The following is a 13,527-nucleotide window of genomic DNA, read 5'->3' as shown; positions in this document are numbered from 1 at the left end:
GACGATGATCTACACCGATCGGACTTCGGCCGGTCGTGTGCTCGGGGGCGAGCTGGCCGAGTGGGGCCTCGTCGCGGCGGCGGGAGCCCCCGGTCCGCTGCTACTCGGGCTGCCACGCGGCGGCGTGCCGGTGGCGGCCGGTGCGCGCGAGGTGGTCGGGGGCGCGCTCGACATCCTGCTGGTCCGCAAACTCGGCGTGCCCTGGCAGCCGGAGCTGGCGGCGGGGGCGATCGGCGAGGACGGAGCCCGGGTCCTGAACGACGACGTGCTCGCGCACACCGGGCTGACGCGGGTGGCGCTGGCCGGGGTGGAGGTGGCCGAGCGGGCCGAGCTGGAGCGGCGCCGCGCCACCTGGCGGGCCGGGGCGGCGGCGGTGCCGCGGGCCGGGCGGGTGGTGGTGCTGGTGGACGACGGCATGGCGACCGGGGCGACCATGGTGGCCGCCTGCCGGGTGCTGCGCCGCCAGCGTCCGGCGCTGGTGCTTGTCGCGGTGCCGGTCTCCTCGCCGGAGGCGCTGCGCCGGGCCGCCGCCGAGGCCGACGACGTGGTGTGCCCGCTGGTGCCGGAGCAGCTCGGCGGGGTCGGCACCGTGTACCAGGACTTCCACCAGCTCGCCGACGCCGAGGTCACCGCGGTGCTGCGGGCCCGCTGATCACCACACCGCGCGCGGCGTCACCCGGCCCGCGGCGGTGAGCATGGGCCGCAGCCTGCCCGCGAAGCTCTCCGCCGTGACCGGGGTGACCTCCACCTCGGCGCCGGTGCGCACCGCGTAGCGGCCGTCCCCGGCGACGTCGATCCAGCACAGCACGCCGAACGGCGCGAGCGCGCCCGCGTCGCGGCGCACCGAGACCACGATCTGGCCGATGCCGTCGCGCGGGGCGCGGAGCAGCCGGCGGATGCGGGCGGGCACCGAGGGGCCGGAGACCGGGACGGTCACCAGGTCGCGGCTGTCCTCGGTGACCCGGGCCAGCGGGGTGGTGAGCGCGGGCAGGGTGCCCGCGCGGTTGCGCGGGAGCGGGGTGATCATCCGGGCGGCGAAGGTGCCCGGCGAACCGACCGCGATCCGGAGGTCGCCGCCGCGGTCCGGCGTGGAGCCGGGCAGCTGCGCGACCACGACCGCGATCTCGCCCGCCACCGCCCCGAGCACGCGAATCGGCGCCCCGAGCCCGGAATTCGGCGGGTTCGTTCCGGGGTCGGCCGGGTGGGTGCCCGATTCGCCTCGCCCGGCCCTGGATTCGGCGTCTCCGGGTAAGCCGGTACGCCGGGCCGTCGGCTCGAGCTGTGCGGGGCGGAACTCCGGCTGCCCGGCCGCCGATGCCGGGCGCTCCGGCTCGGCGGGGCCGTAGCCGAAGAGCTCGACGCGCAGGGCAGGGCGGGCGAGGACGCGGAGCGCCGCCTCCAGGTCGGCGTCCAGGTGCTCGTCGCGCCAGCGGTGCAGAGCGGGGAGCTGCGCGGCGCGCTCCACGTTGTCGGCGGCGGAGAGCCGCACCGCGAGCGGGTACGGGATGCGGTCCCCGTCGGTCCGGCTCCAGGCCAGCGCGAACTGGTCCGGCGTCAGCGTCCGCCTCACTCGCGCTCGGACCACTCCCCGAGCACCGGGGGCGTGGTGGGATCGAGCGAGCCGATGAGCGTGCCGTTGTCGTCGCCCGGCTCGAGGTAGGTGAGCTCCTCGTCCGGGAAGTGCAGGTCGTCGTCGGGGTCGGCGGCGGGCGGCCGCGGCGGCAGGTGCGCGCTGATCCCGTGGCCCGCGCGCGTCGTCTCCGAGGCCGCCAGCGCGCCGCCGAGCAGCCCGCCCATGGCGCCCGCGCCGAGCCCGGTGACGGCCTCGGTGCCGCTGGACTCGCGTGGCTTGGAGGTACGCCGCTCCTCCTGCCGCTTCTTGCGATCGTCGGCGGGCACGGTCGGCGGGATGACGCCGGGAACGCCGGCCGAGACCGGCGCGGTGCCGCTCGCGAAGTGCGGGGTGGCCGCGTGCGGGACGGCGATGTGCGGCATGGCGGCGCCGGCGAGCGAAGCCGCGACGGTGCCCGCCGGTGCGGAGCCGGCCGCCTGGGTAGCGGCGGCGGCCGTGCCTGACTCCGCACCGGCCGGTACCGCCGTACTCGCGGCTTCGTCCTCCGGCGTGGCCGAATCGTCCGCCGCGGCAGCGGCCCCGGCAGCCTCGTCGTCCGTCGTGGTGCCGGTGGCGAGCGCTACGGGCGCGGCGATCGGCGCGGCTCCGGCCTCGCTGCCGGACCCGCCGCGCGCACTCACCGCGGCGTCGGCGGGAGGCGCCGCGCCGATGCCACCCGGCGCGTCGAACTCCGGGAACGCCGGAATCCCGTTGCCGGTGGGCAGGAAGGCGCCCGCGTAGACGTCCTCCATCACCCGGACGACATCGAGCCTGGCCGTTTCCGCCGCCTTCTGCGCCGCCACATTGGCCGCAGCGCTCCCCGGATCCAGCAGCGCCGCCGTCAGATCCGGCTCGCCGCCCGCGGGCGCGCCGACCCCGGCGCGCACCGTCTCGGCGGCGTCACCGGCCCGGTTCAGCCGCTCGCCGACCACGCCCATGACATCGGCGAGCTCCCGCCCGCGCTGTTCGAACGCCGCGACGGCGGCGGCCGCGTTCGCGGCGGCGGGCCCGCGCCACCCGTCGGCCATGGCCGCGCGCACCTCGGCGCCCGCGGCCTCGACGGCGGCGGCGAGCCCGGCGCCGGAACCGCGCCAGAGCCGGCCGCCCGCGTTCAGCGCGGCCGGGTCGAGCAGGTTCACCGCGGCGTGCAGCTCCCGGTGCGAGAGGTTGTCGAAGGTCTCCACCCGGGGCGCGTAGTCGGGGTCGGTGCGCAGGTGCTCGCCGCGCTGGGCGGAGCGGGGCAGTTCACGCATGGTGCACCGCGGCCACGCTCGCCAGTTGCCCGGCCGCGGTCACGTCGGCGGCGGCGTAGGCCGCGCCCGCCGCGCGCAGCGTGGCAGCGAGTTCCCGTGCGCCCGCCGCGTATTCGCGCAGCGCGGTGACCGCGTTCCCGGCCTTGCGCTCGAAACCACCGCGCAGCGCCGCGCCGGAGGCGAGGCCGCCGAAGCCGGGCAGCGTGCCAGCCGCGGCGAGCGCCGCGATCTGCTCGTCGACCCGATCGGCCAGCTGCTCGTAGCGCTGCGCGCAGCGCTCCGGCGCGCCGTCGGCGACCAGGACCCCGTCGATCCACAGTTCGCCGTCGTCCACCGCCGTGCGCAGGACATCCACCTTGGATCGCATCGCCAGCCCCCTCTCCGGAGCGCCGCGGTCGCGCCGGCGCCGTCCGTATCACCGAATCGGATGCGACCGCCCCTCCGTCACATCCTGTACCCACGCCGCGATGTCCGCGCCGACCTTCGCGTGCACCGGCTCGTGCAGCAGATCGTGGCCGGCGTCGGAGTACTCGCACAAATGTACCGACTCGTGGCGCGCAGTCCAGTCCCGGACGGGATCGATCGGCGTCCGCCGGTCATCGACGCCGTGCACGGCGAGAACGGGCAATCCGGGCGGCGGGGGCGCGGTGATCGCGCGCGGCGGCGTGCCGCAGAGCACCAGCCCGGCGAGCGCGGGCGCGGAATCGGCGAGCAGCCCGAGCGCGGTGGCCGAGCCCAGCGAATGTCCCATCAGCACAACCGGTTCCGCCGGGCGCTCGGCGCGCACCGCGCCGAGCAGCGCGGACGCGTCGGCGGTGAGCTCGGCGAGCGTGCCCGGCGCGGCCGGATCGCCCTCGCTCAGCCCCTGCCCGGCGGTGTCGAGGAGCCACGTTTCGATCTCCGCCCGGCCGAGCAGGGCGGCGAACCGGTGGTAGTGCCCGCTGTGCTGCCCGCTGCCGGGCAGCAGCACGAGCACCGCGCGCGGATCGGCCAGCGGACGGCGCCGATAGTGCAGCCTGCCGCGTGCGCCGGTGAGGTAGGGCATGCGACGATCATGCCCGCGCCGCCGGGGACCGAATCCGCCCGGCCCTCCCGAGCCGAGGTCACTTCGTGAAGTTCCGCACCGCCGTCCGGCTTTCCCTGATCGCCGCGGTACTCGCCGCCGGGGCGGCCGTCCCCGCCGCGCACGCGGCGCCGAGCTGCCCGCGGGCCGGGGTCGAGGTGGCGGTGCCCGCCGGGGTTCCGGTGCTTGACTGGTCGGAGAACCTGACCGTCGACGCGGCGGGGAACCTGTGGGTCGCCCGGCTGTGGCGGCAGCAGCTGCAGCGCTACGACGCCGCGGGCGCGCTCACCGCGACCGTTCCGGTCGAGTACCCGGGCGCGCCGCGGCTCGGGCCGGACGGGCTGCTCTACGTGGTCTTCGGCGACGCGCCGGTCGCGGGCGACCGCGGCGGCGTGCTCCGGCTCGACCCGGCCGCCGCCACGCCGGTGCCCGAGGTCGTCGCCACCGGGCTGACCATGCCCAACGGCGCCGACTTCGGCGCGGACGGGCTGCTCTACGTCGCCACCGCCACCGGCGTCGTCCGGCTCCGGGCCGACGGCACGGTCGACCCGGGCTGGTCCATCGCCGCCCCCGCCGCCAACGGCATCGCCATCGACGGCGACACCGCCTACCTGACCAGCAACGGTGACGCCCTCGGCCGGGTCTCCCGCGCTCCGCTCGCGGATCCGGGCGCGCACACCGTCGTCGCGGACCTCACCGCCGCCGGGCTCCCCGACTACGTGGACGACCTGCTGAGCCACGACGGCGCGCTGTACGCGGCGACGCTCACCGGCAGGCTGGTCCGCGTCGACCCGGCCACCGGGGGCAGCTGCGCGGTGCTCGGCACCCAGCCGCTGACCGCGCTCGCCGCCGACCCGGCCCGCCCGGACACCCTGCTGGCGAGCACCGAGGCCGGCTCGATCCTGCGGATCACGCCGGGCGGGTAACCCCGGGCGAGTAACCCCGGCTCACCCCGGGCGAGTAACCCCGGCTCACCCCGGGCGAGTAACCCCGGGCGGGTAACCCCGGCTCACCCCGGGCGGGTGGCCCCGGGCGAGTAATCCCGGGCGGGTAACCCCGGCTCACCCCGGGCGGGTGGCCCCGGGCGAGTAATCCCGGCTCTCACCCCGGGCGAGTGGCCCGGGTCGGCAGCGCGGGGAGCCGAGGACGGCTCGGCGCGCTCAGAAAGTGGGCAGCGGGATGACCGGAAGCTCCGGCACCGGGATGCCGGGCGGCGCGGGCGCGGGTTCGGGCGCGGGCTGCGGGGCCGGGGCGGGAGCCGGGGCCGGGGCCGGGGCGGGCGGAGCAGGCACGTCGGGCACGACGAAGGCGCCGACCGTCGGCGTCATCACGCAGTGCGCGCCGGGGTAGTCGATGACACCCCACATCGAGGCCACCACCGTGCCGGGGCCGCTGTTCACCGTCTTGGACAGCGTGGGCAGGTTCAGCTCGGTGTGGTCGTCCAGCGGATCCATCCCGCTGACGCCGGTGTTCACGTTCACCCAGGCGACGGCGAGTCCGGAGGCGAGCGGCGCGCCCGAGTGCGCGGGGGAGGCGGTGAACCGCAGCTGGCCGGGGTGCAGGTCGGCGCCTGCCGAGTTGGCCTGGGTGCCGTCGGTCACCCCGGCCGCGATGATCGTGGTGATCGGGCCGTTGCTGCCGCAGCCGAAGGTCGGCGCGGCGTAGGCGAACGGGGTGAAGTTACTGGCGATGTCGCGCAGCGCGGCCACGTCGACCAGCTCGGTGTAGTCGCGCAGGGCGCCGACGCCCGCCCTGGCGCTCGCGTCCTCGCCCGCCGCCGCGGTGAGTTCGGCGATCCGGTCGCGCACCGTCGCCTCGGTGTCGGCGGTCGCCCCGCCGGCGAGCACTCCGGCGAGGGTGAGCGTCATGCCGAGCGACGCCGCCGTCGCGGCGATCCGTGCGGTGGACTTGCGCTTCACTCGAACACTCCTCGATGCGGCTCCTGTTTCGCCAGCAACGTACCAGGTGGGCCTGGTTTCCACCGGGCCGCTCCGCACCGCAAACCGCGATATCGCCCGCACCTCGTGTGATCCAATCGACTCGGTGTATTACCGGGGGGTAGGGTTCGAGTCGGATGAAACGAGACACAACGGGAGCCTTGTATGAAAATATCCCTGTCCTCCGATGAGGTTGCCTTCCGCGACGAGCTGCGCACGTTCTACCGGACGCAGATCCCCGAGGAGATTCGGGAGCGGGTCAAGTACGGGCGGGAGATCTCCCGCGCGGACGTCGTGACCACGCACAAGTTGCTGAACGACAACGGCCTCGCGGTGCCGAACTGGCCCGTCGAATGGGGTGGCAAGGACTGGACCCCGATGCAGCGGCACATCTGGCAGGACGAGATGCAGCTGGCCTCGGTCCCCGAGCCGCTCACCTTCAACGCCCAGATGGTCGGCCCGGTGATCGCGCAGTTCGGCTCGCAGGAGATCAAGGAGCGCTTCCTGCCGCCCACCGCCGCGCTCGACATCTGGTGGTGCCAGGGCTTCTCCGAGCCGGACGCCGGCTCGGACCTCGCGTCGCTGCGCACCACCGCGGTGCGCGACGGCGACTCCTACATCGTCAACGGCCAGAAGATCTGGACCACCCTGGCCCAGTACGCCGACTGGATCTTCTGCCTGGTCCGCACCGACCCGAACGCCCCGAAGAAGCAGGCGGGCATCTCGTTCCTGCTCTTCGACGTCAAGAGCCCCGGCGTCACCATCCGCCCGATCAAGCTGATCGACGGCGGCCACGAGGTGAACGAGGTGTTCTTCGAGAACGTCCGGGTGCCCGCCGACCAGCTGGTCGGCGAGGAGAACATGGGCTGGACCTACGCCAAGTTCCTGCTCGGCAACGAGCGCACCAGCATCACCGCGGTCGGCCGCAGCAAGGTCAAGCTGGCGGTGGCCAAGGAGTTCGCGGCGCAGACGAAGTCCGGCTCGGGCACGCTGCTCACCGACCCGATCTTCGCGGCCAGGATCGCCGAGCTGGAGAACGAGCTGCTCGCGCTGGAGCTGACCCAGCTGCGCGTGGTCTCGCACTCCGAGGAGGGCAAGCCGAACCCGGCCTCGTCGGTGCTCAAGCTGCGCGGCTCGGAGCTGCAGCAGGAGGTGACCGAGCTGCTGCTCGACGTCGCGGGCCCGGACGGCCTCCCGGTCGGCGCCGGTGACATCGCCTCGCCCGAGTGGGCGCAGCGCAGCGGCCCGGCTTACCTGAACTACCGCAAGACCACCATCTACGGAGGCTCCAGCGAGGTGCAGCGCACCATCATCGCCTCCACGATCCTCGGACTGTGAGGGGCGAGCCATGGATTTCGAGCTCACCGAAGAGCAGGCGCTGCTCCGCGACACCGTGCGCGACCTGCTCGCCAAGAACTACACCGCGGAGTCGCGGCTGAAGGTCGTCGAGACCGACCTCGGCTGGAGCCGGGACGTCTGGGGCAGGCTGGCCGAGCTCGGCGTGCTCGGGCTCACCTTCTCCGAGGAGGACGGCGGCGTCGAGGCGGGGCCCGTCGAGGCCATGCTGGTCCTGGAGGAGGTGGGCCGCAGGCTGGCCCCCGAGCCGCTGCTGGACGCGGTGATCGTGCCCGGCGCGCTGATCACCCTCGCCGGCACCGCCGAGCAGCGGCAGGCGATCCTGCCCGAGGTGGCCGCTGGCAGCCTGCTGCTCGCCTTCGCGCACGCCGAGCCCGGCTCGCGCTGGCCCGACCTGGAGCTCGGCACCACCGCGACCGCGGACGGCGACGGCTACCGCCTCTCCGGCACCAAGAACCCGGTGCCGCACGGCGACAGCGCGGACCGCATCGTGGTCAGCGCGGCGCTGCCGGAGGGCGGCACCGGGCTGTTCCTGATCGACCCGGCGGGCGCGGGCGTGCGGCGCACCCCGTACCGCACGCTCGACGAGCGCCGCGGCGCCCAGTTGGTCCTGGACGGCGCGCGGGCGGAGCTGCTCGGCACGGCGACCGACGCCAGCGCGGCCATCGCGGCCGCCGAGCTGCGGGCGCACGCCGCGCTGAGCGCCGAGGCCATCGGCGCGATGGCCGAGGCACTGCGGCTGACCAGCGAGTACCTGCGCACCAGGAAGCAGTTCGGCGTCACGCTCTCGAAGTTCCAGACGCTGACCCAGCGCGCCGCGAACATGTACGTCTCGCTGGAGCTGGCGCGCAGCATGAGCCTGTACCTCACCGCCGCGCTCGCCGACGGCTCGGAGGACCCGGTGATCGCGTCCCGCTCGCGGCTGCGGATCGCCCGCTCGGCCAGGCACGTCGGGCAGGAGGCGGTGCAGATGCACGGCGGCATCGGCGTGACCACCGAGTACCCGGTGAGCCACTACGTCGCGCGGCTCACCGCCATCGAGCGGACGCTCGGCGGCACGCTCGAGCACCTGCGGGTGCTCGGCGACCGGGTGGCCGACCACACGCTGGTCGAGCTCTAGACCGGTGTCCGGACGCGGGCGGCGGGCCTCCGGGCCCGTCGCCCGCTGCCGTCACGTGGCGTTGATCACTCCGTGCTCTCGGTGCCGTACGGCTCGTCCTCGACGAGCTCCGAGGACGGCTCCTCGCCGGCCGGTGTGCTCGGCTCCAGGGTGAGCGTGCGGGTGCGCGTGGTGGTCGGCTCGGCCTCGCGGGGGCGGGTGGTCGGGGTCCGGGTCCTGGTGGCGGACTCGGTGGCCGACGGGTCATCGGACGGGTCGGCCGACGGGTCGACGACGAGGGTGTACCCGGCCGGGCGGCGCGGCGGCCCGGCGGGGGCGATCTGCCAGCTCGGCGAGGGCGGGATGGTGATTCGCGGGACGCCGCTGCCGGTCTCGCCGCCGTCGTCGCGCATCGGCGCGCCCGCGTACGGATCCGACTTCAGCGGCGGCGGGGCGACGTAGGTGTCCTCGCGCTCGATGCCGAACATGCCGATCAGCACCAGCCCGACCGAGACCGCGCCTGCCGCGACCGCGGGACCGGCGATCCTGGCTCTGCTGCTCTCCATCGGTGACGCTCCTGTAGCTGGATCGGATGGCCTCACCCTAAACGAGGCCGGTGGGCGGAGCCAGGTGAGCGGCGGCACCCCCGGGACAGAAACACAAAACTAAACGCTAGCATTTCAGATATCGAAATGGTATCGGAGGCGTGTCGAGGGCACGTGTCGTAGTAGAACAGCCGAGTGTGGTCGTAGCGTGATCGAAGTTACGCGTGAGACGCCTGTAACCACATGAGAGACGTGAACGGTCGTCGCGCACAGCGACTTCCGGCGTCGGATTGTTCTCTGATCGGCGTCAACGAGGAGTAGATGATGGGAGCTTACTCGGCCATTCCGCTGGATGCCTCGTCCAACGGCGCCGAATCGGTCACCGCGATATCCGCGGTACCGGACTCCGCCGCCGGCGAATCCACATCCATCGCGACCGAATCGGCAGCCGCCGATCCGGACGGCACGGGCACCGGGGAATCGGTGCCGCCCTACGCGACGGCCCCCCGCGAACGCACCCCTGCCACCACGCTCGCGCGTGGCCTCGGCTGGCTGTTCTTCGTCGGTGGCCTCGTCGGTGCGGTACTCGGCATCGCTGGACTGCATGTCGAGATCACCGTGGCCGGCCTCATCCTGGCCTGCACGGCCGGGCTGATCCTGCTGAAACTGCGCTCGGACAGCGTCGTCCGGGAACCGGATTTCTGACGATCGGAACTACCGTCCGGAAAGGACGGTTCACCGCAATGGCGCGGTGCTCCACCAGTTCATGAATTCCGTACGCGTGGCGATGAATCCGATGCTGTGCAGCACGAACCGCGAGCGCTCGGAATCATCGGAGAACTCCGTGACCATGCGCGGCCGCAGCGACGAGAAGCCCTCCAGCACGATATTGCTGTAGGACCGCCCGTCATTGGTGTCGCTCTGCCTGGTGCCGGTGGGCAGCGCCGCCACCGCCGCGGCGGCCGCCGCCGGGTCGGCGTAGGCGTAGAACTCGTAGCTGGCCTTGTTCTGGCCGCCGAAGCAGTACCAGACGGCGGTCCACGCACCGAAATCCGGCCCGGTCGCGTCCAGCCCCGAGCCGTCCGCGCGGTCCTTGCCGAAGCAGGTCGCGCCGTTCCAGCCGGGGTCGCTGAAGACGATGTCGTCGGAGTCGGCGTCCGGGACCATGCGGGGGAAGCCGGCGTGCAGTGCGGCGAGGCCATCGATCATCGCCTGCTCGTCGCTCGCGGCCGTCGTCGTGGTCGTCGGCCTGCGGGTGGTGGTCTCGTCCGCGATGTCCTGCGGCTCTTCGTCGGTGGTGGTCGGCAGGGCGGTGCGGGTCGGGGCGGCGGCGGGGCCGTCCGAGCCGCGGTCCGCGCCGACGAAGGCGATGCCGGCGATCAGCGCGGCCGCGAGCAGGGCGCCGACGCCCGCGCCCGCGAGCCCGCGGTAGCGGCCCGGCGGTTTGCCGCCCCGGCCGCCGTTGTGGAGGGCGGCGCCGTGCCCGGCGTAGTTCGTCGGGCTGTGCCGACTCGGGTGGCCCGGTGCGGAATACGGGCCCGCGTGCATCGGGTGGCCCGGAGCGGACGGGCCGCCGGGCGTGCCGTACCCGCCCGCGGGCGTGCCGTAGCCGGAACCGGCTGCTCCGTACCCGCTCGCGGGGGTGCCGGGTCCGTACCCGGTCGCGGGAGTGCCGTGTTCGTACCCGCTCGCGGGGGTGCCGGGTCCGTACCCGGTCGCGGGAGTGCCGGATCCGTACCCGCCCGCGGGGGTGCCGTAGCCGGACCCGCCCGCCACCTCGTACCCGCTCGCGGGGGTGCCGTACCCGCCTGCGGGCATCCCGGGCCCGCTCGACCCGTACCCGGCCCCGGGCGGAACGCCGGGGAATCCCGTTGCCGCCGACGGCGTCGCACCGGACCCCGGAACGGCGTGCGGCCCGCTCGCGACCCCGGCGAGTGCGTGCCGCGCGGCCGCCGCGAACTCGGCGCAGCTCGCGAAGCGATCACCGGGGTGCTTCGCCATGGCCCGCAGCAGCACGGCGTCCAGCGCCGCGGGCAGCCCGGGGCGCACCCTGCTCACCAGCGGCGGCGCGTCGTTGAGATGCCCGTGGATCACCGCGACGGGATTGCTCGCCTCGAACGGCACCGTACCGGTGAGCAGCCGGAACAGCGTCACGGCGAGCGAGTACTGGTCCGAGCGGTAGTCGAGGGACGCGCCGGAGAGCTGCTCCGGCGAGGCGTAGGCGAGCGTGGCGGTGAAGGTGCCGGTCCTGGTCAGGTGCCCGGTGTCGTCGCGCAGCCTGGCGATCCCGAAGTCGGTGAGGAAGATCCGCTCCTCGGCGCCGTCGCTCACCCGCTCGATCATGATGTTCGCCGGCTTGACGTCCCGGTGCAGCACACCCTTGCCGTGCGCGTAGTCCAGCGCCGCCGCCGTCTCCGCGACGATCCGCACCGCCCGCGCTGGCGGCAGCGACCCGAGCTCCAGCGACGCCGCGTCCATGCCGTCGACGTAGCGCATGGAGATCCAGAGCTGCTCGTCCTCGACCCCGCGGTCGTACACCGGCACGATCCCCGGATGGTCGAGCCGGGCGACCAGATCGGCCTCGCGCTCGAAGCGGGCCCTGATCTCCGCGTCCGCGAAGAGCTCCCGGTTCAGCAGCTTCATCGCGGTCAGCCGGGGCAGCCTGGGGTGCCTGGCCAGGTACACCGAACCCATTCCGCCCCGGCCGAGCAGACGTTCGATGGTGTACCCGGCGAATACCTCGCCGGTTCTCAGCATGACATCAGTTCAACGGCGCCGAACGCCACCAGCTGAGCACTTCCTCCGGTGTGCCGTACCCGTCGGTGAACATGAGGAACTGGCTGCGGTCCGGATCGCCGCTGAACACCGTGATGATCTTGTTCCCATTGTCGCTGTACTTGTAGTTCGTGTACTGCTTGCCGCCGTTGGTATCGGTCGACTTGGTGTTCGCGGGCAGCCCGGCCACCACCGACTGCACGTCGGCGGCCGAGTTGTAGGCGTAGATCCGGTAGAACGGATCGTCGCTGTCGCCACCGCCGTAGCAGCGCCACTGCCAGGCCCACGAGCCGAACTCCGGGTCGCCGTCGTTCGGGCTCGGGGTGTAGCTGGTGTCGGTCTCCCAGCAGGTCGCGTTGTTGTACCCGGTCTCCTCGTCGCTGGAGGCCGGCACCATGCGCGGGAACTCCTTGCTGATCGCGTCCGCGGACGGCGTGATCTTCGGGCCCGAAGCGGCGGTGGTCGTCGTGGTGCCGCCGTTGCCTGCGGAGTTCTGGCTCGCCACCACACCGATCCCGATCACCGCGGCGAGCAGCACGACGACGCCGACGATGATGCCGACGATCAGCGTGGTGTTGTTCTTCCGCGGCGGCTGCTGCTGCTGCGCCGGGCCGTACGGGGGATAGTTGTTCGGCGGCGGCGGGACCGGGTTGTAGCCGACCGCCTGCTGGTGGGTGTAGGGGTTGCTCTGCTGCGGGTTCTGCGCGGTGAGCGGCGGCGCCATGGCCGGGCCCGCGGTGAGCGGGGCGGCGCCACTGGCGTACGGGTTGTGCTGGGTGGGGTACGGCGCGCCGGTCATCGGGGCGCCGCTCATCTGGTTCCCGGTGACCGGGCGCGGCCCGGTGCTCTGCGGGTGCGGCACCGGCCCGCCCACCAGCGGCAGCGACGGCGTGCTCGGGTTGCTCAGCGCGTGCTGCGCGGCGGCGGCGAAGGCGGAGCAGGACTCGAAGCGGTCGTCCGGGCGCTTCGCCATCGCCTTGGCCAGCACGCCGTCCAGCGCGTAGGAGAGCCCGGGGCGGGCGCTGCTCAGCGCGGGCGGCGCGGACTGCAGGTGGCCCTGGATCACCTGCGCCGGATTGGTGGCCGCGAACGGCCCGCTACCGGTGAAGAGCCAGAACAGCGTGCAGGCCAGCGAGTACTGGTCCGAGCGGTGGTCGAGGGTGGCGCCGGTGAGCTGCTCCGGGGAGGCGTAGGCGAGGGTGGCGGTGAAGGTGCCGGTCTGGGTGAGGTGGCCGGTGTCGTCCCGCAGCCGGGCGATGCCGAAGTCGGTCAGATACACCCGCTCGCCGCGGCCCGCGGTGGAGCGGGCGAGCAGGATGTTGGCCGGCTTCACGTCGCGGTGCAGCACGCCCATGCCGTGCGCGTAGTCCAGCGCGTCGGCGGTCTCCTTGATGATCTGCACCGCGCGCTCGGGGGGCAGCGTCTGCGGCTCCACCGAGGCCGCGTCGATGCCGTCGACGTACTGCATCGAGATCCACAGCTGTTCTTCCTCGATGCCGCGGTCGTACACCGTGACGATGTTCGGGTGGTCCAGCCGGGCGACCAGGTCCGCCTCCCGCTCGAACCGCGCCCGCACCTCCTTGTCGAAGAACATCTCGCGGTTCAGCAACTTCAGCGCGGTCATCCGCGGCAGCCGCGGATGCTTCGCCAGGTAGACCGAGCCCATGCCACCGCGGCCGAGCTGCCGTTCGATGACGTAGCCGGCGAACACCTCACCGTTGGCCAGCATTGTCCGCTCCATCTCCCGCCGCGGACCGGGACCCACCGGCGCACAGGCGTACAGCACGAGAACGCGCGATCAGGCCAGGCCCGTGCGCGGAAACATCGAAACCATAGCAGTAGTCGGGCGGGTGCCCGGCCTCCGCCGAGGCGTGCCGGGCGCGGGAT

13 protein-coding genes are annotated in these 13,527 nt (G+C 73.7%); 5 read left to right on the top strand and 8 right to left on the bottom strand.

What is annotated here, in order from left to right; genetic code table 11:
* Nucleotides 1–4: 4 nt before the first annotated feature.
* Nucleotides 5–652: a phosphoribosyltransferase gene (locus tag LTT61_RS13070; protein WP_233020210.1), complete on the top strand. Its 648-nt coding sequence runs from the start codon at nt 5–7 to the stop codon at nt 650–652.
* On the opposite strand, the gene LTT61_RS13065 is transcribed toward LTT61_RS13070, so the two are convergent.
* From LTT61_RS13065 to LTT61_RS13050, 4 genes are read right to left on the bottom strand one after another with little or no spacing between them, the layout of a single operon-like run.
* The gene (locus LTT61_RS13065; protein ID WP_233020209.1) at nt 653–1,570 is read right to left on the bottom strand and encodes an ESX secretion-associated protein EspG; all 918 of its coding nucleotides are present in this window, start codon (nt 1,568–1,570) and stop codon (nt 653–655) included.
* Entirely contained in the window at nt 1,567–2,865 is a 1,299-nt protein-coding gene (locus tag LTT61_RS13060) for a hypothetical protein (protein ID WP_233020207.1), read from the bottom strand. Before LTT61_RS13060 ends, LTT61_RS13065 begins: the two co-directional genes overlap by 4 nt.
* Nucleotides 2,858–3,232 (bottom strand): hypothetical protein, encoded by a 375-nt coding sequence (locus LTT61_RS13055; protein WP_233020205.1) that lies wholly within the window; start codon nt 3,230–3,232, stop codon nt 2,858–2,860. The genes LTT61_RS13060 and LTT61_RS13055 overlap by 8 nt, the downstream gene beginning before the upstream one ends.
* Nucleotides 3,233–3,280: 48 nt before the next feature.
* The gene (locus LTT61_RS13050; protein ID WP_233020204.1) at nt 3,281–3,910 is read right to left on the bottom strand and encodes an alpha/beta hydrolase; all 630 of its coding nucleotides are present in this window, start codon (nt 3,908–3,910) and stop codon (nt 3,281–3,283) included.
* Between the two features lie 65 nt (nt 3,911–3,975).
* Here LTT61_RS13050 and LTT61_RS13045 point away from each other — a divergent pair, with 65 nt between their 5' ends.
* Nucleotides 3,976–4,854, top strand: a complete 879-nt coding sequence (locus LTT61_RS13045; RefSeq protein WP_233020202.1) for an SMP-30/gluconolactonase/LRE family protein — start codon at nt 3,976–3,978, stop codon at nt 4,852–4,854.
* A 234-nt stretch (nt 4,855–5,088) separates the two neighbouring features.
* Here LTT61_RS13045 and LTT61_RS13040 read toward each other — a convergent pair whose 3' ends face one another.
* Nucleotides 5,089–5,847 (bottom strand): hypothetical protein, encoded by a 759-nt coding sequence (locus LTT61_RS13040; RefSeq protein WP_233020201.1) that lies wholly within the window; start codon nt 5,845–5,847, stop codon nt 5,089–5,091.
* A 183-nt stretch (nt 5,848–6,030) separates the two neighbouring features.
* Between LTT61_RS13040 and LTT61_RS13035 the strand changes: the two genes are divergently transcribed.
* Both LTT61_RS13035 and LTT61_RS13030 read left to right on the top strand, forming a co-directional pair.
* Nucleotides 6,031–7,203: an acyl-CoA dehydrogenase family protein gene (locus tag LTT61_RS13035; protein ID WP_233020200.1), complete on the top strand. Its 1,173-nt coding sequence runs from the start codon at nt 6,031–6,033 to the stop codon at nt 7,201–7,203.
* 10 nt (nt 7,204–7,213) lie between these two features.
* Nucleotides 7,214–8,341, top strand: coding sequence for an acyl-CoA dehydrogenase family protein (locus tag LTT61_RS13030; RefSeq protein WP_233020199.1), 1,128 nt, complete (start codon nt 7,214–7,216; stop codon nt 8,339–8,341).
* A gap of 65 nt (nt 8,342–8,406) precedes the next feature.
* Here LTT61_RS13030 and LTT61_RS13025 read toward each other — a convergent pair whose 3' ends face one another.
* The gene (locus LTT61_RS13025; protein ID WP_233020198.1) at nt 8,407–8,886 is read right to left on the bottom strand and encodes a hypothetical protein; all 480 of its coding nucleotides are present in this window, start codon (nt 8,884–8,886) and stop codon (nt 8,407–8,409) included.
* Nucleotides 8,887–9,189: 303 nt separating this feature from the next.
* Between LTT61_RS13025 and LTT61_RS13020 the strand changes: the two genes are divergently transcribed.
* Entirely contained in the window at nt 9,190–9,570 is a 381-nt protein-coding gene (locus LTT61_RS13020; protein WP_233020197.1) for a hypothetical protein, read from the top strand.
* A gap of 30 nt (nt 9,571–9,600) precedes the next feature.
* Here LTT61_RS13020 and LTT61_RS13015 read toward each other — a convergent pair whose 3' ends face one another.
* The gene (locus LTT61_RS13015) at nt 9,601–11,622 is read right to left on the bottom strand and encodes a serine/threonine-protein kinase (protein WP_233020196.1); all 2,022 of its coding nucleotides are present in this window, start codon (nt 11,620–11,622) and stop codon (nt 9,601–9,603) included.
* Between the two features lie 4 nt (nt 11,623–11,626).
* Nucleotides 11,627–13,369 carry a serine/threonine-protein kinase gene (locus LTT61_RS13010; RefSeq protein WP_233020195.1) on the bottom strand — a complete coding sequence of 581 codons (1,743 nt, stop codon included), beginning with the start codon at nt 13,367–13,369 and terminating at the stop codon, nt 11,627–11,629.
* Nucleotides 13,370–13,527: the final 158 nt, after the last annotated feature.

The organism is Nocardia asteroides (genome assembly GCF_021183625.1).
Classification (GTDB): domain Bacteria; phylum Actinomycetota; class Actinomycetes; order Mycobacteriales; family Mycobacteriaceae; genus Nocardia; species Nocardia asteroides_A.
The sequence above is the reverse complement of the archived record's forward strand: the minus strand, read 5'-3'. Positions and strand labels throughout refer to the sequence as shown.